The organism is Xanthomonas sp. CFBP 7698, from assembly GCF_003600855.1.
GTDB lineage: Bacteria > Pseudomonadota > Gammaproteobacteria > Xanthomonadales > Xanthomonadaceae > Xanthomonas > Xanthomonas cannabis.
The window spans coordinates 1-20,573 of sequence record NZ_PRDN01000002.1; the positions used below are offsets into that span (position 1 = coordinate 1).

Annotated in this window: 9 protein-coding genes; all 9 read right to left on the reverse strand. The window is 65.7% G+C overall.

All coding sequences use genetic code 11. From position 1 onward, the window contains the following. Positions 1-157 precede the first annotated feature (157 nt). The 9 genes from xylB to XnspCFBP7698_RS07805 all read right to left on the reverse strand — a co-directional run bounded on the left by xylB (position 158) and on the right by XnspCFBP7698_RS07805 (position 20,572). Entirely contained in the window at positions 158-1,651 is a 1,494-nt protein-coding gene (gene xylB / locus XnspCFBP7698_RS07765) for a xylulokinase (protein ID WP_104580154.1), read from the reverse strand. Beyond that, the gene (locus tag XnspCFBP7698_RS07770) at positions 1,648-4,020 is read right to left on the reverse strand and encodes a glycoside hydrolase family 95 protein (RefSeq protein ID WP_199680115.1); all 2,373 of its coding nucleotides are present in this window, start codon (positions 4,018-4,020) and stop codon (positions 1,648-1,650) included. The genes xylB and XnspCFBP7698_RS07770 overlap by 4 nt, the downstream gene beginning before the upstream one ends. Positions 4,021-4,111: 91 nt before the next feature. Then, positions 4,112-7,015, reverse strand: a complete 2,904-nt coding sequence (locus tag XnspCFBP7698_RS07775; protein ID WP_104580152.1) for a TIM-barrel domain-containing protein — start codon at positions 7,013-7,015, stop codon at positions 4,112-4,114. A gap of 191 nt (positions 7,016-7,206) precedes the next feature. Continuing rightward, the gene (gene galD / locus XnspCFBP7698_RS07780; RefSeq protein ID WP_199680117.1) at positions 7,207-8,949 is read right to left on the reverse strand and encodes a GH35 family beta-galactosidase GalD; all 1,743 of its coding nucleotides are present in this window, start codon (positions 8,947-8,949) and stop codon (positions 7,207-7,209) included. 11 nt (positions 8,950-8,960) lie between these two features. Continuing rightward, a complete protein-coding gene (locus tag XnspCFBP7698_RS07785) occupies positions 8,961-10,877 on the reverse strand; it encodes a sialate O-acetylesterase (RefSeq protein ID WP_104580151.1) in 1,917 nt (638 codons plus the stop codon). Positions 10,878-10,983: 106 nt separating this feature from the next. Next, positions 10,984-13,242 (reverse strand): cellulase, encoded by a 2,259-nt coding sequence (locus XnspCFBP7698_RS07790; protein WP_104580150.1) that lies wholly within the window; start codon positions 13,240-13,242, stop codon positions 10,984-10,986. 111 nt (positions 13,243-13,353) lie between these two features. After that, positions 13,354-16,077: a TonB-dependent receptor gene (locus tag XnspCFBP7698_RS07795; RefSeq protein WP_104580149.1), complete on the reverse strand. Its 2,724-nt coding sequence runs from the start codon at positions 16,075-16,077 to the stop codon at positions 13,354-13,356. A gap of 333 nt (positions 16,078-16,410) precedes the next feature. After that, on the reverse strand, positions 16,411-19,344 hold the full coding sequence (locus XnspCFBP7698_RS07800) for a TonB-dependent receptor (RefSeq protein WP_104580148.1): 2,934 nt from the start codon (positions 19,342-19,344) through the stop codon (positions 16,411-16,413). Positions 19,345-19,600: 256 nt separating this feature from the next. Further along, positions 19,601-20,572, reverse strand: a complete 972-nt coding sequence (locus tag XnspCFBP7698_RS07805) for a LysR family transcriptional regulator (protein ID WP_104580147.1) — start codon at positions 20,570-20,572, stop codon at positions 19,601-19,603. Between the last annotated feature and the right edge of the window lies 1 nt (position 20,573).

The following is a 20,573-nucleotide window of genomic DNA, read 5'->3' on the forward strand; positions in this document are numbered from 1 at the left end:
TCATAGACCTTGAACGCGAGCGGGTTGTCGGAGTCGCGGCCTTCGAAGCCGATCTTGCCGATGCCGGGGAAATATTCCTTCGCGCCGATGAAAACGGTGTTGCTCATGGGGTGTGATGTCCTTGCTGCTGGGGGAGTTGTAGAAAAAGGCGTGTCGCTCAGCCAGCGTAGAGCGGGCTGACGACCTGCAGGTGCTTGAGAAAGGTCTGGTAGTGCTGCTGGTACTGGGCCACGCGCTGCGGGTCGGGCCGCGCGGCAAGTGCGTCGTCCACCTGCAGGTGCTCCAGCACCACGTCCGACAGCGAAGCATCGCCACCATCGTCGCGGTCGCAGGCCCACAGGGCCTGCAGCGCGGCACCGAAGGCCGCGCCTTCGGGCTGGGTTGGCACCACGACCTGCAGGTTGAACACGTCGGCTACCATCTGCCGCCATTGCGCGCTCTTGCTGCCGCCGCCGGTGAGCAGGATGGTGTCGAACTGCAGGCCGGCCGCCACGAAGGCGTCGAAGCCGTTGCGCAGGCTGTAGGTCGCCCCTTCCATCGCGGCGCGATAGAAATGCGCGGCAGTGGTGTTGTGCAGATCCATGCCGAACAGGCAACCGCGTGCATCGGGCAAGTTGGGCGTGCGCTCGCCGTTGAAGAACGGCAGCAACACCAGGCCGTCGGCGCCCGGCGCAGTGTCGGCGATCATCGCTTCGGTCTGGTCGCGGGTGATGGAGAACATGCGCATCACCGCTTCGGTGGCGACGGTGCAATTCATCGTGCAGATCAGCGGCAGCCAACCGCCGCTGGACGAGCAGAACGCCGCCCAGCGTGCCTCGTCGTCCACCACCGGGTGATCGGCGTAGGCGAACAAGGTGCCGCTGGTGCCCAGGCTCATGGTCAGGCGGCCCGGCACCACGTTGCCGGTGCCGATGGCAGCCATCATGTTGTCGCCACCGCCGGTGGTGACGCGTACGCCGGCCGGCAGGTTCAACGCCTCGGCCGCGGCATCGGACAATGGGTAGACCGCGCCGGTTTCCACCAGCGGCGGCAATGCCTCACGCAGGTCGCGCTGCGCATCCACCGCACCGAGCATGCGCTCGGACCACTGCCGCGTGCGTACGTCCAGCCAGCCGGTGCCGGAGGCATCGCCGACTTCGGCAAAGCGCTCGCCGGTGAGCCAGAAGTTGATGTAGTCGTGCGGCAGCATCACCGTGGTCATTGCGGCGTACGCCTCGGGACGGTGCTTGCGCGTCCACGGCAACTTGGAGGCGGTGTAGCCGGCCATGATTGGGTTGCCGGCGGTTGCGACACTGCCTGCCGCGCCGCCGACCGCATCCATGATCTCGTCGCATTCCAGCGCGGTGCTGGTGTCGCACCACAGCTTGACCGGTGCGGTGACGCTGCCATCGGCGGCCACCGGCACAAAGCCATGCTGCTGGCCGGAGACGGAAATGCCGCGCACGCGCGCACGCTGCTCGCCGTCGAGCTGGGCAAAGCAATGCGCGATGCCATCGATCCACCACTGCGCCTGTTGCTCGCGGGTGCCGTCGTCGCGGCTGATCAGCTCCATCGGCGCTGCGATGGTGGCGACCACGGCGCGGTCCTGCGCGTCGTAGGCCACCAGCTTGACGCTCTGCGTGCCCACGTCCAGTCCTACGTACAAGCTCATTGCTTCACCAATCGGTTGTTGTTGAGTCCCACCTGCTGGGTGCGGCCTGCGCCCAGTTCCAGGTCCAGGGTCTGCCCGGCGTAGGACAGTTGATAACGCCCGCCACGATCGCTGTGCACCCGTGCCTGCTGCAAGCGACCGGCGTCCCATTCCAGATCGACGCTGGCACCGCCGCGCACACGCAGGCCGCGCACGCTGCCGCGCGGCCAGGCGCTGGGCAATGCGGGCAGCAGGAACACGCTGCCGCCCCAGCTTTGCAACAGCATTTCGGTGATGCCGGCGGTACCACCGAAATTGCCGTCGATCTGGAACGGCGGATGTGCGTCGAACAGATTCGGATACGTGCGTTCGGGCGAGATCAGCAATTGCAGGATGCGATACGCATGCTCGCCATCGGCCAGCCGCGCCCACAGGTTCAAGCGCCAGCCGATGCCCCAGCCGGTGGTGTTGTCGCCACGGATTTCCAGCGTACGCCTGGCTGCGGCGGCCAACTCGGGCGTATCGCGCAGGTTGATCTGGCTGGACGGATGCAGAGCATACAGATGCGAAACATGCCGGTGCTGCATCTCCGGCGCCTGCATGTCCCAATCCTGCTGCCACTCCTGCAATTGGCCGGCCTTGCCGATGCGGTTGGGCGGCAACTGCTCGCGCAGGGTGGTCAGCTGCCGGGCGAAATCCGCATCCACATCGAGCAGCTTGCTCATGGCGATGCACTGCGCGAACAGGTCACGCAACAGCTGCGCATCCATGGTCGGCCCGGCACACACCGCCGCGCCGAACGGGTGCTGGTTTTCCGGCGAGATCGAGGGGTTGGTGACCATCGCGCCGGTCTGCGGGTCGCGCACCAGGGTGGCAACGAAGAACTCCGCCGCGCCCTTGAACAGCGGATAGATCTTGGCCAGATAGGCGCGGTCGCGGCCGTAATCCCAGCGGTCCCATAGCTGCTGCAGCAACCACACCCCGCCCATCGGCCACAGGCTCCACTTGGCGCCATCGATGGGGCCGGCCTGGCGCCACAGATCGGTGTTGTTGTGCACCACCCAACCGGGCGCGTCGTAGAGCGCCTTGGCGGTATGCGCGCCGGTCTTGGCCAGATCGAACAGCATGGATTCCAGCGGTTCAACGCACTCGTGCAGCGCGTTGGCCTCGCTGGGCCAGTAGTTCATCTCGGTGTTGATGTTGATGGTGTACTTGCTTTCCCACGGCGGCTGCATCAGGTCGTTCCAGATGCCCTGCAGGTTGGCCGGCTGGGTGCCGGGCCGCGAGCTGCAGATCAACAGGTAACGGCCGTACTGGTGATACAGCGCGGCCAGTGCCGGATCATTGCCGCCTGCGAAGCGTTGCACGCGTTCGCCGGTGGGCAGGCTTGCCGCGTCGCTGGTGCCCAGGTCGATTGCCACACGCCGGAACAGGCGTTGATGATCGGCCAGATGCGCACGCAATAGCGCCGGGAAATCCAGCTTGGCTGCTTTTTTCAAACTTGCTGCGGTCAATGCAAGCGGATCGCCATCGACCGCATCGAAGCGTTGGTAACTGGTGGCGGCGGTGAGCAGCAGCACCACTTCATCGGCCGCTTCGATGCGCAGACGGTCGCGCAACGCGGTGACCGTGCCGCCCTTCACCTGCGGCAATACCCGCAATGCAAACCGCAGCTTGCCTTCGATGCCGGCGAAGCTGCCGTTGCGGCCACTGAACAGCAAACCGCCCTGCTCCGCGGTGACCTCGCCGCTTTGCGGGCTGTCGATGCCCACGCGCAGGGAAATGCCGCGTGGCCGGTCGCACGACAAACGCACCACGATGCACTGCGATTGCGCCGAAACGAACACCTCGCGCGTGTGCACCGCGCCGCCGGAGCGGAATGTGGTGGTGGCCACGGCGGTGTCCAGATCGAGCTGACGCCGGTACTCGCTGATGCCGTCGGCACGATCGAAATCCAGCAGCAGATCGCCCAGCGGTTGATACGGCATCTGCTTGAGCGGGCGCGAGAGCAGCTTGGCATCGGCCAGTTGTTCGGCCTGGCCATAGCGCCCGGCGAAGATCAGCGCGCGCACCTGCGGCAACGCCGCCAATGCATCCGGGCTGGTGGAATCGTAGGGGCCGCCCGCATACAGGGTGTCTTCGTTGAGTTGCAGGCGCTCGTGGGCGATACCGCCCCACACCATCGCGCCCAGACGGCCATTGCCCACCGGCAAGGCCTCCACCCATTCACTGGCCGGTTCGCGATACCACAGCTGCAATGCACCAGCGGGAGCCACCGCTGGCAAGCCGCCGGCCGTTGCAGCACGCGCCGCCTGTGCAGCCACCGGTGCGGCGCCCAGGACCGCAAGCGCGGCCCCGGTTGCCTTGCACAGTTCGCGACGGGTCAGCACGGCCACCGCCGTGCTGCATCACCGGAACCGCCCGCGACTGCCTTGCGGCGTTCCGGCATCTGCTTGCTCATCGACTGAAGACAGCCTGCGATCATCGACGACGCGCTTTGCCGGACGCAATCTTGCGCTGCAACACGCTGACCGGCTTGCCGTCGTACTGGATGGTGGTGTCGGTCTTGGGCGCGAGTGCGCCGGCGTCGTCGCGCGGACCATCGACGAAGCGCACGTTGATGGTGCGTTTGGCCTGCATGCCGGTCCAGCTGCCTTCGCGCTTGCCGATGCTCAGCTCGCCCTTGGCCTGGTTCCAGACCAGCGGAATGCGGCTGAACTCGCCCTTCTCGTAGCCATAGCCCTTGCCATCGTCCTCATACAGCGAGAACTGGCCATCGGCGCCGGTGTAGACCACCACGGTGAGCGGCGCATCCGGGATCTGGTCCACGTATTCCTGCACCGGGCCGGTCGGCACAATGGAGCCGGCACGCACGAACAGCGGCATGCGTTCGATCGGCGCGGCGGCTTCGATGCTCTGGCCGCCCTCGTAGCGCTTGCCGGTGGCGAAATCCAGCCAGCTGGTGCCGGCCGGCAGATATACCTGCCGCGAGGTGGCGCCGAAGCTGGTGACCGGTGCGACCAGGAATGCCGGGCCGAACAGGTACTGGTCGTTGATATCGCGCGCCTTCGCGTCGTTGGGGAAGTCCATCATCATGCCGCGCATGATCACGCCATCGCGCTGGTAGGTATCGCCGGCCAGGCTGTAGATGTACGGCAGCAACGCGTAACGCAGGCGGTTGTAGTACGCCATGCTTTCGTAGAACGGCGTGCCTTCCGGGGCGATGTTCCAGATTTCGCGGTACGGGAACTGGCCGTGCGAGCGGAAGATCGGCACGAACGCACCGAACTGGAACCAGCGCGTGTTGAGCTCGCGCCACTCAGGCAGATGCGCCGGGTCCTGGTTCTCGTAGCGCTTCTCCACCGAAAATCCGCCGATGTCGAAGGTCCAGTTGGGCAGGCCCGACAGCGCCATGTTCACGCCACCGGAAATCTGCTCGCGCATGTCGTCCCAACGCGAGACGATGTCGCCGCTCCACACCGCCACCGCATTGCGCTGGGTACCCGCATAGCCCTTGCGCGACAGGATGAACACGCGCTTGTCGTCGGCCGCACGATCGCCCACGTACACCCCGTGGGTGTGCGGCAGCGGATAGGAGTTGAAGTACTCGGTGGACGAGCCCAGTGCATTGGGCGTGGTGCGTGCCTTGCGCTCGGCGATGTCCAGGTTGGAGTGCACGTCCGGCTCGTCGGCGTCCATCCACCAGGCATCGAAGCCCTTGCTGTTGAGCTTTTCATTGACCTGGCGCCAGTAGATGGCCTGCGCCTTTTCCGAGTACGGGTCGTAGAAGGAGTTCTTGTAGCCCTTGCCGATCCAGTCCAGCTCGCCCACTTCCACGTTGCGCTTGAACATGAAACCGGCGGCATCCAGTTCCTTGTAGTTGGCGGTGGTGGGATAGAACTTGGGCCAGATCGAAATCATGATCTGCGCGTGCATGTCGTGCACGGCCTTGACCATCCCATCCGGGTCCGGGAAGTGCTTGGGGTCGAAATCATGCGAGCCCCAGGCGTTTTCCGGCCAGTACGACCAGTCGAGCACGATGTTGTCCAGCGACAGCTTGCGCTTGCGGTATTCGGCCACCGCGCCGACCAGCTCGTCCTGGCTCTTGTAGCGCTCACGGCTCTGCCAGAACCCATAGGCCCACTTGGGCAGCATCACCGACTTGCCGGTGAGCTCGCGGTAGCCGGCCACGGCCTGGTCGTACGAATCGGCGGACACGAAGTAATAATCGATCATCTGGCCGGCTTCGGACCACAGCGACAGGTCTTTCGCCTCGGTCGCGGGCAGCGGGTCGCGATGCAGCAACGCGATGTAGCTGGGGTCGATCATGTCCCATTCGACCTTGACGGAGTGGCGCGTGCCCGGCTCCAGGTCGAGGGTGAACTCGTGATTCCACGGGTTCCAGTTCTGGCGCCAGCGATCGATGACCAGCTTGCCGTCCACGTAGACCTTGCCGTACTCGCTCAGGTACAGCGAGAACGTGTGCTCGCCAGCGGTGAGCGCTTCGATCTCGCCCTCCCAGGTGACCTGCATGCGGCTGTTCTTGTCCTTGGACATCGCCTTCTTGGGGAACTTGGCCAGGTTGCTGAGGTATTGGTAGTTCACCTCGCTTTCGCGGCGCTCCAGCACCTGCTTGCCATCGATCGCGTAGCGCGCGGTCAGGCCGCCCGGCTTGCCCTTGGCGTCGTACAACTTGAGCGTCTGGGACAGCGGCTGCAGGCCACGCGGGTCGCCCAGGCGGCTGATCGAGTTGTTGTCCCACAGCAGGCCGTAGTTGCGGCTGGAGACCAGGTACGGCACCGCCATGTCGAGGTTGTTCTGCTGCAACTCGACGTTGCGGCCCTTCTGGTTCATCCAGCCCTGCTGGTGCTGGCCGAAGCCGTACAGCGCTTCGTCGTCAGGCGACTGGAAGCGCTGACGCACGCTCAGGTACTGCTTGCCTTCCACCTTCAGCGGGGCAAAGCTGCGCCCGCCGGCCACTTCCGACAGCACCGGCTTGCCGTTGGCATCGGCAAAGCTGACATGGCCATCGACGGTGGAGACAGTGGCGGTGACCTTGCCGGTCTTCAGCTGCACGTTGTCGCCCTGCTCGGCTACCTGGAAGGCGGTGTCGCCCTGCACCGGCACGCGCATCAGGCTGGGGCTGCGGGCGAAGTCGCCGTCCGGGTCCGCGCTGACGCGGATGATGCCGCTATCGACCACCTGCAGACGCACCGGCGCAGCGCCCTTGGCGCTCGGCACCACGGTGACGCCATCGGCGGCCTTGCGCACTTCCTGCGCATGCGCGGCATTGGCCAGCAGGGCCAGCGACAACGCCAGGCAATGGGCCAGCGGTGTACGCCGGTTGGCAGGCACGGTGCCGGCGGAACGGATGGTGGTTTGCATGGTCACTCCCTATTGAATTGCGAAACAGGCTGCGGGGGCAGCGCTGCGTGGTCTTGATGATGGTGTGGTCAACCGCGTTGCAGGCAGTCGTCCGGTGGGCGTGGTAGCGGCCAGGTGCATCGGTGCACCATGCCGCGTCGGTCGCATCTGCCACGCCGGCATGAGGCCGGCGCAGCGGGTGTCACCCACGCTTACTTGAAGGTGGCGAGCTTGATCTTGAGCAGCTGCGGCGCGCTGGAGAAATTGACGCCGTAATCGGTCTGGTCGCCATTCCAGTTGCGCTCGAACTTCCACTCCGTGCCTTCGTAGACGCCCTCTTCGACGCGGTCGTAAATCATGTTGGCGGTCGCTTCGCTGGCCGGGTGCAAGGTCACGCGCGCGTGGTAGCCGGTGACCAGGAACTCGTCCGGGCCCAGCTCGGCGATCAGCGCAGCACCGATCGGCTCCGGGTTGCCCGGCGGCTCGCCCTTGAACCAGAACTGCGGCACACCGTAAGTGATGGTGGCGCTCCAGCGGTCGTTGAGCTTGAGCTCCTGCACGGCCTGGCCGGGTTCTTCGGCGGTGCCGTGCAGCTTGCCTTCCGACGCGGCCTTGGCGAACGGGCGCATGCCGCGCTTGACCAGCTCAAAGCCCAGCGCGAACGGCGCCAGGGTTTCTTCGTTGACGTGCTTGGCACCCAACGGGTAGTTGGAATAGCGCGTGTAATCCATGCCGAACGCCGACCAGCCGATGCCGTCATGGCCCAGCGTCGGGAACAGGTAGCGCGCGTACTCGGGGCGGTTGCCGGTTTCGGCGACGAACAAGGCATTGTCCGGCCGCGCGTAACGCTCCAGCACCGTGGTGTACATGCGGTATTCGGGCATGTAGATGTCCGGCGCCAGCAGGTCGATATGCGGGCCGGCGGCCTTCCACACATCCAGCACGTTGTCGGTGGGGCCGCCGCTGGCGTACTGGCCGGGCTGGCCCGGATTGAACGGGCCACGCAGCGCGGCGTTGACGTACATCGGCAACGGATATTCGGCCTTGCCGGCTTCGGTCACCTGGTCGATGTAACGGCCGATCGACCAGGCATGGAAGAACTCATCGGCATCGGCACCGAATACCTGCGCCCAGCTGCCGGGCTGCTTGTTCAAGCGCTTGAGCAGTTCCTCCGGCACCGGGCCGTCGAACAGCTTCTGCGCCATCGGCGAGAAGTCGCGCACGCTGCCATAGGTGCCCGCCTCGTTCTCCGGCTGGATCATGATCACGGTGTGTTGCGGGTCAACTTTCTTCAGATGCTGCATGAAGGCGACGAACGCCTTGCGGTCGGCATCCAGGGTGGCCTGCGCATGCGGCGACAGCGAGCCGATCGACTTGCCTTCGCGCGTCACCACGCGCGGGAAACGCTGGTTGTCGGTCTTGACCCAATGCGGCGCGTATTGCGGGCCGTTGTTCTTCCAGGTTGCAAACCACAGCAGCACCAGGCGCACCTTGTGTTCGCGCGCCTGGGCGAGCAGCGTATCGACGAAGGAGAAATCGAACTTGCCTTCTTCCGGCTCCACCTGTTCCCAGGCGATCGGCACCTGCACGGTGTTGGGGCCCAGCACCTGGATCGCCGGCCACACCTTGTCCATTACGCCGGGATAGTTGCTGGAGTTGTTGACCTGCGCGCCGAGGATCAAAAACGGCGCACCGTCGACCATCAACGCATGCTTGCCGTCCTTGCTGACGAACTGCGGCATCGGCGTCTGCGTGGCCGGCGCTGCTGCGCCGCCTGCCGGCGCGGCGGCGGTGTTGGCGGCCGGTGTGGTGGCGCCGGATGTTGCAGCGGTCTCCTGCTCGCCGGACTGACAGGCCGCTAGCGCCAGTGTCAACGCAGACAGCAGCAGCGGACGCAGACAACGGCGCCCAGTGGAAGAAGAGATCACACGCGTAACGGGGGAATGCATGGACATAAGACTCCGTGTCACCAGGTATCGGTGCGGAAGGGGGAAACAGGAAGGGCGTCGCGATTGACCAGGTTGGCGTCGTCGGGGTTCTCGCTCCAGCCGTAGCGCACCGCCACCGGTGCAGGCACCGCATCGCTGCGCACGGTCACGCGGTCGCCGTCGATCTGCGCAGTGGCCGGATGGAAGCGCTGATCGGCACCGGCGATGCGAAAGCCCTGCACTGCACCGCCGCCGCGCACCTGCAACGCACTGCCCTGCAGGTCGAAACTCAGCACCGCCTTGCCGCCATCGAAGCTCGCCCGCTTGAACACCGGCGCGCTGTACACCAGCGTCTGGCCATAGGCCACATGCCGCGCGGCCAGCGCCAGGCGATGCCCCACATCGCGCTTGTTGGTGGGATGGATGTCGGTGGGGTTGCCGATATCGATGATCACCGCCTGCCCGGTCGCCGGCAGCGCCAAGGTCTTGGACTGCGACTCGCGCAGCAGCGCCCACGGGCTCAGCTCGCCCTTGTCGCCGCCGGCCTTGAAGTTGGCCAGCTGTACCCACAGGAACGGCAGCGTCTTGTCGCCACGCTCGGCGCGCCACTGCTGGATCATCGCGGCGAACTGCTCGCGATACTTCACCGCGCCGCTGTCGGTGGCATTGGTTTCACCCTGGTACCAGATCACGCCCTTGACCGGGAACGGCTGCAGCGGGTGGATCATCTGGTTGTACAGCAGCGTGGGCAGCTGGTTCTTGTTGTCGGTCAACGACACCCGCACCGCGGCGGGACGGAACTTCCAGCCGCTCAACGCGCGCTTGGCGCCGGCGCTGGTCTGCACAAAGCGTTGCTCATCCGGGCCATGCATGCCGCCACCGCCGCTGAGGTCTTCCACGCGCACCGCGATGTGGTTCACACCGGCATGCAACGCGGAAGCCGGCACGCGGTAGACGCGCGGCAGGTTCCATTGCTTCTCGGTGCTGCCGACCTGCTGGCCGTTGACGTAGGTGATGTCCGAGTCGTCGATCTGGCCCACGCCCAGCGCTATGCCGGTCTTGGCCTCGGCAGCGCTCAGGGTCACCGTGGTGCGATACCAGGCGATGCCGTCCATGCCGTCATAGCCGCTGGCTTCCCATTGCTGGGTGGTCGGGATGCTGTCCCAGTCGCTGTCGTCGAAATCAGATTCGCGCCATTGCGGCATATCGCCGTCGACCTTGGGCCAGCGCGCAATGCGCTTGCCGGTGGCGGCCTGCGCGGCGGCGTCGCGTTGCTTGATCGCCTCGATCGCGCCCTGGTTCTGGTCGGCATTCAAACCAAGCGACGCCGCATCCATCCATGCTTCGATGGCACTGCCGCCCCAGGTGCTGTTGACGATGCCGATCGGCACGCCGGTGCTGGCACGCAGCTCCTTGGCGAAGAAGTAGCCCACGGCGGTGAACTCACCGGCATTGGCCGGCGTGGCCGCCTTCCAGTCGCCGCCGGTCAGGCGTGCTTCCGGCTGCACCGACCACGACTTTGGCACCTTGAAATGGCGCAGCTGCGGGTCGTTGGCCGCAGCCACCGCCTGTGCGCCATCGCTGGCCTGGGCAAGCGGCCATTCCATGTTCGATTGCCCGCTGGCCAGCCACACGTCGCCCACTAGCACATCGCGCACCTGCACGTCGCCACCGTCGCCCTGCACACGCAGCACGTAGGGGCCACCGGCGGTGTGCGCGGGCAGCCGGACCTTCCACTGCCCGGTCGCATCGGTCTTGGCGGTGGCGCGTTTGCCGTCGAAGCTGACGGTGATGGTCGCCTTCGGCGTCGCCCATCCCCACACCGGCATCGGCTGGTCGCGCTGCAACACCGCGCCATCGGCAAACAGCAAGGGCAGCGTCGGCTGGGCCAGCGCGAGCGGGCTGGCCAGGACCAGACCCAGCAGGCATGCGCGGCGGACGAAAGGAACGGTCATGCGGTGATCTCCAGGGTCGGCGCGGCCGGTCGGCGCGCAACGGTTCGGCGGGGAATGAAGGCGGTCACGGTACGACAGCGCGATGACGCGCGCAGGCATGCAGCGCTCATCGTGGGTCGCCGTAGAAGATGCCACGCCCACCGGTGGCGAAATACACCCGACCGGGAAGTCGTGGGTCGCCGGTGACGCTATAGGGCTTGCCGAAGCGGTGCGCGTCGTCGTTGATGCGCAGCCAGTGCGCGCCTTCGTCTTCGGAACGGAACACGCCATCCACGCCGTCCACGCGGCCGGCCAGGTAGAGCGCCGGCGGCGCACCGTCACGCAGCGGCTTGCCGATGCCCAGCGAGCGCGCTTCGTCGGGCCTGGACAGGGTCTGCAGGCGTCCGTCCTGCCACCGCATCACGCCCAGCGAGGGGCTGGCCAGATACACCACGCCGGCACGCCATGGATCGGGCCGCAGTTGCGGGCGGGCGCGCTCATCGCGTGCCGGATTGCCGACCTGCTGCCCGGTGTTGCGGAAGCTGGCCCCGCCATCGGTACTTGCATACAGGCCCCCGCTGGCGGTGTCGACGGCATACCAGCGCTGCGCATCGACGCGGTCGGCCGCCACGACCGCAGTGTCCGGCAGCCCCTGCACGCGCTGCCACTGCTTGCCCATCGTGGCCGTGCGCCAGTTGCCGCCGCCCTGCGGCGCCCAGATCACCTGCGAGGCGTCTGCCGCAATCGCGATGGTGCCTGCGCCCTGCCCGGCCGGCGGTTCACTGGCGAACGCCTCCCAGTGCGCGCCACCGTCGCGCGAGGTCAGCGCGCGGATCTCGTTGTTGCGACGGTCGCGCACCGTGCCGCTGCGCACCACCGTCATCGGAACCTGCCCGGCGGCGTCGATGCTTTCGCCATTGGTCAGACGCGGGCCTGCGTATTGCAGCTGCGCGCTGTCCAGATCGTCGTGGCGAAATCCATCGATATCGCCGAGCGCGCTGAGCAGATGGGCACCGGCCATCGGGCTGAGCAGATCCAGCGGCACGGTCTCTTCCAGCCCGCTGTCCTGGAACCACCACTGCAGTGGCTGGTGCGTATTGGCGAAGTCCTGCAGATTGCGCGAGGCCCAGATGCCGTAACCGGTGACGAACAGGGCGTGGTTGCTGTCGAACGGATCGACGGCCAACGCGCCCATCCAGTGCGGACGCGCATGCGAGGTCCACGGCGCGGCGCTGTGATCGAACACCGCCTCGGCCAACAGCGGCGTCCAGTGCTGGCCGCCATCGACACTGCGAAACAGCTCATCGCGCGGCGTGCGGCGACGGAAGCTGCTTGCCAGTAGCACCTGCGGCTGTTGCGGATCCACCGCCACCGCGCCCCAGCCGAAGCCGTCGCCATTGGCCGGTTGCGCGATCGGGCTGATCTCGCTCCAGCGCGCCTGCGCGGGGGTGTATTTCCATAGCGCACCACCGGCCATCAAATCCGGGCCGGGCTGATCGCCGTAGCTCAGATACCAGTGCCCGTCGCGGCCGCCTTCCATATGGCTGGGACGCAGCCCCTGCGGTTGCCCGGGCACCGCCGACCAGCTGCGGCCGGCATCCTCGGAAACATACAGACTGGTCTGCGCGGTGGACACGCCGACGTAGATCCGCGGCGTGGGAGCACCGGCGCGGCCGCTGGCGGCGTCGAACACCACAAAGGCGATCCCCACCGCCTGTTCGCGTCCGACATGGTTGCGTGCCGTGGCGCCGGCCAATGCCTCGGCCGGAAATCCCTCCACCCGCGCCCAGTGCGCGCCGCGATCGGTGCTGCGCCACAGGCCGGCATCGCGCGAGCCCAGCAACAGCACACGGCCATCGTGCGGGTCCACCGCCAGCCGCTCGCCGTTGGCGCGCCCCAGTTGATTGCCGCCGAGCTTGAACGGCAGATCGGCGCGCGCGAAGCTGCGGCCGCGGTCGAACGAGCGCAGCACGGCTGCATTGCCGGCACGCTCGTGCATGTAGGTCCCGGCAGCCAGGTAGATGGCCTTGGGGTTGGCAGGATCGATGGCGAAGGCATCGATCCCCATCAGGTTCCAGTCGTCGGCGCCCAACCAGTCGGTCAGTGCCACCCACTGCTGCGTTCGCGCGTCCCAGCGGTACGCACCGCCGACATCGGTACGGGCATAGGCAAGATCGCGCTCGGCGGGATGAAACAGCACGCCGGTGACAAAACCGCCACCGCCGATGGTGACGCTACGCCATTGATAGGGTCCTGGTGTGGCGGGCTCGGCCGCAGCCACGGTGGACGTCATGAAGAGCAACACCAGCGTCAGGCAAACAGCAGTCAGCCACGCATGTGCTGCGAAAAGGCGGCGCTTAGTAGGCGGATCGATCACGGCGATCATTCCTCCGGCTCCCCTCGCGATCGATGGCGTGGCCATCGATAGGAAAAACACCGGTCCAACGAGCTGCCTGCACAGCTCGCCGGACCGGAGACGCACTTCCTACGGCGCGTTCTACAGGCTGGCCCGCAACGTCAGGCCATACCGACGATCGTTGATCACGAAGTCGCGGTAGCGCGACTCGTTACCCAGGTAGCTTTCGCGACGGGTATCGAGCAGATTCACGCCGTCCAGCGAAATCGACCACACATCATTGATGTTGAAACGCAGCGAGGCATCCAGCTGGCCGAAGCCCTTGTTGTAGACCGGCAGATTGCCGGTACCGTTGCCCGCAGTGGTCACCAGCCAGTCGCTGCGCCAGTTGTAGGCCACACGGCCCTGGAAGCGCGAGGTTTCGTAGCTGAGGATCGCGTTGTAGCTGTTCTTGGACAGGCCTTCCAGCGGCACGGTCAGCGCCTGGCCGTTGGTGTCGGTGGCAGTGGGGCTCGGCGCCTCGCTGTCGACGTAGGTGTAGTTGGTCTGCAGGCCGAAGCCGCTCAGCCAGCCCGGCAGGAAGTCGAAGAACTGCGTATAGCCCAGCTCAGCACCACGGATCTTGCCGGCATCGCCGTTGACCGGGCGGGTGATCTGCCACACCTGTCCGTCGTACACCTCGTTGAAGACGGCGTTGGCGATGAAGCCTTCCACCTTCTTGTAGAACAGGGTGCCGTACATCATCGAGCCCTGGCCGAAGTACCACTCCAGCGCGGTGTCGAACTGGTCGGCCTTGACCGCTTCCAGGCTCGGGTTGCCCGCGGTGCCGGTGAAGGTCGAGGCGCCGCTGGACGAGGTGCCGGTGCTCAGGCTCAGGTTCGGGTTCAGGCGGTCGAAGGTCGGGCGCGAAATGCCGCGCGATGCCGCAAAACGCCACTGCAGCTGATCGCTCAGCATCCAGCGCAGGTTCAAGCTCGGCAGCACGTCGGTGTAGGTCTGCTGTGCATCCACCGGAATCAGACCGCCGCCTTCGGCATCGGTACCGGTGCGCACGCCGCGCGAGCCGACTTCGGTCCGCACCACGCGAACGCCGATGTTGCCGTCGAACGGGATGTCGCCATCCACGCCGAAGCGCAACACGCCGTACGCCGCGTAGGTCTTCTCGTTCTGGGTGTTGATGTTGTTCGGGGCAAATTCCAGCGGGCTGGCACCAAAGGTGGCTAGGCTCTGCTCGTAATTGGCCACCGCTGCATCCGACGCGGTCAGCGTGCGACCGAAGGTGCTGCTCTCACCGCGGAAGAAGTCGGTGATGGGGTTGGCCACCAGACCGATGCTGGGGAACTGCGAGAACGGCGTGCCCGAGCAATCGTTGATGCACATGAAGCGCCACACGTTGCCCTTGGTCTCGGCATCGCGGTCGGTATAACGCACACCGGCCTTGAAGCTGCGCACGAAGTCGCTGTCGAAGGCCAGATCCATGTCCGAACGCCAGGCAAACTCGGTGCCGGTGTTGTCGTCCTTGTTGTCCAGGTGCCAGCGCCAGCCGTCGTAGTTGTTGACGTCGGCCAGGTAGCCTTCCGCGCCGCTGGCGTCGGTCACCGACAGGCGCGGCAGATCGCCACGGAAATCGACATTGAACTGCGGGCTGGTGTCCTGCCCGGTGGCGATGATGTAGCGCGTGCCCTTGGTGGTGGCATCGACGTACTGGAAGTCGGTGCTCAGGGTCAGCTTTTCGTTGACCGTCCACTTGGCGCCCAGCGAGTAATCGGTGGTAACCGAGTGACGCTCGGTCAGGCTGGTATTGGATTCGGTCGGCACATTCTGGAACGAGCCATTGACGAACTCGTTGCGGCTGTTGACCTGGATGCCGGGCAAGCCCTGCATGTTGTTGGCGCCGGTCAACGCGAAGAACGAATAATCGTGCCAGCTGAAGTCGTAGTCCGAACGCAGCACCTGCGTGTAGACCTCCACCGAATCGTTCGGACGCCACTGCATGGCAAACGCGCCGGTCTTGCGCTCGCGCTCACCGACGGTTGTGTTGATGCCGGCGCCGTGCGGCACCGACACGCCCTGCCCTTCGTAGCCAGGCAGGTCGGTCTGGGTGTACCACGGCTCGATCGAGATGGTGTCCTGACGGAACGGGCTCTTCTGCTGCGAGTAGTTCACCAGGATGCCGATCTCGCCGATGCCGGTCTGCCAGCGGTCGCTGAACAGGCCCGAGAACGCCGGCTTGCCGTCGTCGGCCAAGTCGTAATAGTTGTACTGGACGCTGCCGGCGATCTTGCGGCCTTCATAGTCGAACGGCAGGCGCGTACGCAGGTCGACGGTGCCGCCCAGGCCACCTTCGATCATGTCGGCAGACGGATTCTTGTAGACGTTGACGCCGCCGAGCAACTCGGCCGACACGTCTTCGAAGCTCAGGCCACGGCCGTCGTTGGCGGTGAAGATGTCGCGGCCATTGAGCTCGGTGCGCACCTGGGTCAGGCCGCGGATGGCGATCGAGCTGCCTTCGCCGTAGTTACGCGAAATCTGGATGCCGGAGATGCGCTGCAGCGCTTCGGCGACGTTGTTGTCGGGCAGCTTGCCGATGTCTTCGGCAACGATGGAATCGACGATCTGCTCGGCGTTCTGCTTGACCAGCTGCGCCTTGGTGACGCTGCTGCGGGTACCGGTGACCTGCACCGTGTCCAGCTGCTGGGTGGTCGCATCCGATGCCGGTGCGGCAGTGGTGGTCGCATCCTGCGCATAGGCCTGCGCGCTCAACAAGGTGGCCACACTGATGGCCATCACGGAGCGGCGGAAATCACGGATCGAACGCTGACCCACAGCCCGGCCTGCCGGAATGTGGCGATGTTGCACTGACATGGTGCTCCCTCCCAGGACGCATGTACTGCTTGTTTTTAGCGGGCCGGTGCGCGAACGCCCTGCCCGTCGTTGTTGCTGGCCCGTATCTGCGCCCGGGACACCGGGTAGGCGGATGCGCGGTTTGCCCTGGCGGGCGGACCTGCGGCTGCGGCGGGAGCATAGGGCGCGGCCGTCATGCCACACCAATGAAATATTCCTGGAAAGCTATTCGTTAAAACTATAGCAACACCGGAAAACCCGGCAGGTCCGGCATCACGGGCCGAACCTGCGGATTCATACCTGACGGGCCCGACCGTGCAGATCGCTGCACAGTCGGGCCGTGACCGTGCGCACTTACCAATTCATGCGCAGCACCAGCGAGTAGCGCCGGTCGTTGACGAACTGGCTGCGGGTGTACAGGCGCGTATCCACCTCGCCCCCCTCGTAGGAGGTGGGCCCCATCAACACCTTGGTCTCGGTATTGGTCAGGTTGTTGGCCTGGATCCCCAATTGCAGGTGTTCGTTGAAGCGGTAGAAGAACGAGCCGTCCAGCTGGCCGTAGTCGTCGGCCCAGGTCGGCAACCGGGTGGCCGCGTCGCTGGTGGTCAGCAGGTAGCGCGAGCGCCAGTTGTAGGCCAGCCGCAGCGACAGCGGGCCCTTCTCGTAGATGCCGGCCAGGTTGTAGCTGCGCCGCGACAGGCCTTCCAGCGGCAGCTCCACGCCTTCCACCGTGGTGCGGGTGTACGGGTCGATGGCGGTGTTGGCGCCGCCCTTGCTGTCGACGAAGGTGAAGTTGGCATTGATGCCGAATCCGCTCATCCAGCCCGGCAATTCGTCGAAGAACTGCGTATAGCCCACTTCGGCGCCGCGAATGGTGCCCTCGTCGGTGTTGTAGGGCCGGGTCACCAGCCACTCGCGGTTATCGTAGGTCTCGCTGCGGGTCTGGGTGGAGAAGTAGTCCTTGACCTTCTTGTAGAACAGCGTGGTGTACAGCATGTCGCTGTTGTCGAAATACCACTCCAGTGCGGTGTCGAACTGGTTGGCGGTCATCGGCTTGAGGGTCGGATTGCCTGCGGTACCGACGAAGTTGGTCGCATTGCCGGCGTCGTCGGTCTCCACGTTGAGCAGCACGTACGGCTGCAGCTGGGTGTAGTCCGGGCGCGCCATCGCCTTGGAGGCGGCGATACGCCACTGCAGGCTGTCGGTGAAACGGAAGCGCATGTTCAGGCTCGGCAGCACGTTGGTGTAGCTGCCCTGCGAGTTGTTGTCGAAGTACTGCCCGGTGTAGCGGGCCTGCAGCTCGGGCGAGACGTTCAGGCCCGACAGGTCCTGGAACTGGCCGAAGCCTTCGGCCTGGGTCTTGGTCTGCACGATGCGCACACCGATATTGCCGTCCACCGGCACGCCCCAGGCCTCGTCGTTACCGAAGTACAGCGCCGCGTAGGCGGCCTGGGTGCGCTCGAACTGGCGGTTGGTGTCCTGCGGCTGGTAGGTGTCCGGTGCCCAGCCAAAGCCGCGCAGGGCCACGATCTGCTGCTGCAGCAGTTCCGAGGCGCGACGGTAGTTCTTGACCAGCCCGCCATTGGGCACCACCAGCGTGGTCGGCACGTTCACCCCGCCGCGGAAGAAGTCGGAGAAGGTGAACAGCGACGACTCGTTGGGCAGGTACTGCGACATGTTGGCCAGGCCATTGGCGCTGCCGGGGATGGCTGCCCAGTTGTCCGACAGCACGCCCCAGTTGTAGCCGGAGTTCTTGTTGGTCTGATTGCGGTCGGTGGCACGCATGCCGAAGCGCGCAAAGCGCAGCCAGCTGCTGTCCTGGAAGGTGTATTCCAGGTCCACGCGGGTGGACAGCTGGCGCCCGCGGTTATGCCCCAGGTGATCCATCGCCGCCGCCCAGAAATAATTGGACGGGTCCTGGGTGAAACCTTGGTTGGCGATCTGCACGGTCGGATACTTGCCCGACACGTCATAGGTCAGCCCAGGCAGATAGGTCGCGCTGAATACCGTGAAGTCGAGCTGGTCGTTCTCCGACTGCACCAGCTGCACGTCGCCCTTGATCTGCAGGTTGTCGTTGAAGTAATGGCTGAAGCCCACCGACAGGTCCGAGGTGGTGGTGCGCTGCTCGGAATAGCGGTTGTCGGTATTGAAGCGAACGCCATCGCCGGTCAGCAGGCCGCGCCAGGAGTTGGACACCGGCGAGCCGCGCTGGAACACGCCGTCCTGGTCGTACTGGAAGGTGGTGCCCGGTGCCGGGCTGATGCTGTTATTGCTGTCGTTGAAGAACGCGGCGCGCTCCTGCCAGTTCATGTCGTAGCGCGAACGCAGGTACTGGGCGTAGATCTCGGTCTGGTCGCTGGGCTTCCACTGGAAGGCTGCGGCGATACCGTCGCGCTTGCGCTCGAAATCCAGCTGGCGCCAGTTCACCCCGCCCGGCACAAACACCTCGCTGCGCCCGCTGCCGGCCAGCACCGCATCGTCGGTACGACGCACGTACGGCTCGACCTGGATACCGTCCGAGCGGGTCGCCAGTTCCGAGTGGGCGATATCGATCATGAAGCCCATTTCGCCGACGCCGGTGTCCCAGCGATCGCTGAACAGGAACGAGGCCGACGGCTTGTACTTCTTGCTCATGTCGCCCCAGTTGACGTCGACGTTGCCGCCGACGATCCGGCCCGGGTTGTCGAACGGCATGCGCGTGCGCAGGTTGACCGTGCCGCCCAGGCCGCCCTCGATGATTTCGGCCGACGGATTCTTGTAGACATCCACGCCGGCCATCAGCTCGGCCGGCACGTCTTCGAAACTCAGGCCACGGCCGCTGGCGGCGCTGAAGATGTCGCGTCCATTGAGCTCGCCACGCACCTGGGTCAGGCCGCGGATCATCACGCCACTGCCTTCGGCGGAGAAGTGATCCGGGTCGCTGCGCGCGGCGAAGTGGTCGATGGTCACGCCGCTGACGCGCTGCAGGGTTTCGGTGACGCTGCGGTCGGGCAGCGCGCCGATGTCTTCGGCGCTGACCGAATCCACGATCTGGGTGGAATCGCGCTTGATCACCTGCGACTTGATCAGGCTGGCGCGCACGCCGCGCACTTCCACCGTGTCCAGGTCCACCGCGCTGGCACCGGCGGTGCCTGAAGGCGCGCCCCTGGCCGCCGGCGCCTGCTGTGCGTATGCCGGCGCAGCGAGCAGCAGCCCGATGCTGACGGCCATGGCCGAATGACGCAAACGTGGGGTACGGCACGCGCGCACGCCCGTGCCTGCCGAGGCATGGCTTGAAAACTTGGACATCTGAATCCCTCCCAGGACGCAAGACGACTGAAGACTGGTTGTCGCGACGCAAGACGCCCCGCGTGATCGTATCGGGACCGGCGCCGAGGCCAGTCCCGCTTTCGCTGCATGGCGGCTTTGCCGCCGATCACCTGCCCGACTTCACGTGCGCTTCAGCGTGCGATCTGACGCACAGATATAGGCGCGCGGTCTAGCGCCAGCCAATGAAAAATTCACAGGCTGGTATTACTCCAAGGAATACAAATGGAAGAGCTTGTTAGGTAAGGGATTCTGGCCCGCGCAATCCCGGATACAGCCGGCGCGCCGTGGTGCGCAACGCCTGCAGGATGCGTTCGGCACCCGGCGGAAGGATGTAATCGCGCCGACGGATGATGCCGAACGATTCCATCCGCACGCCCAGTTCGATCGGCAGCACGGTCAGCAATTTGGCCTGGATCAGCGGCGCCACCGACTCCACCGGCAAGGCCGTGAGCATGTCGGTGCCACGCAGCAGGGTCGAGGTGACCGGAAGTGACGAGGTCTCGATGGCATTGGTCGGCGTCTGCACGCCGTGCTCCATGAACATCGAATCCAGGCGTGCGCGCAGCACGCTGTCGGCCGGCGGCAGGATCCAGCCATGCCGCACCAGATCCGCATGCTGCAGGCCGGCCCGGCTGGCCAGCGGGTGGCCGGCCCGCGCGATCACCGAATGCGGCTCGTCGGCCAGCGGCTCGAACTCCAGTTCGCCCACGCCCTCCGGGCCGAGGATGCGCCCGATCACGATGTCCAGCTGCCCATCCAGCAACTTGGCCACCAGCGGGCGGCTATAGTCCATCTCCACCCGCACCAGGATGTCCGGGAACTCGCGCTTCACCTCGGCAATGGCCTGCGGTACCAGATTGGTGCCCGGATTGACCACGGTTCCGATCGAGGCCTGGCCCATGCGGCCGGCGCGCAACGCGGCGATCTCTTCCTGCGCCCGGCCGATCTCCGACATCGCCGCGCGGGCGCGCCGGATCAGCACGTGGCCGTACCAGGTCGGTTCGACACCGCGGGCATGCCGCTCGAACAATTTCACCCCCAGCATGTCCTCCATTTCCGCCAGCAGCTTGGAGGCGGCCGGCTGGGTCATGCTGGCGGCCTCGGCCGCACGCAGCACCGAGCGTTGTTCGTGCAGATGCAGCAGCAGCAGGAGTTGGCGCGTCTTGAGCCGGGCTGCGTTGAACCAGGGGGTACCGGAATTTGCCATG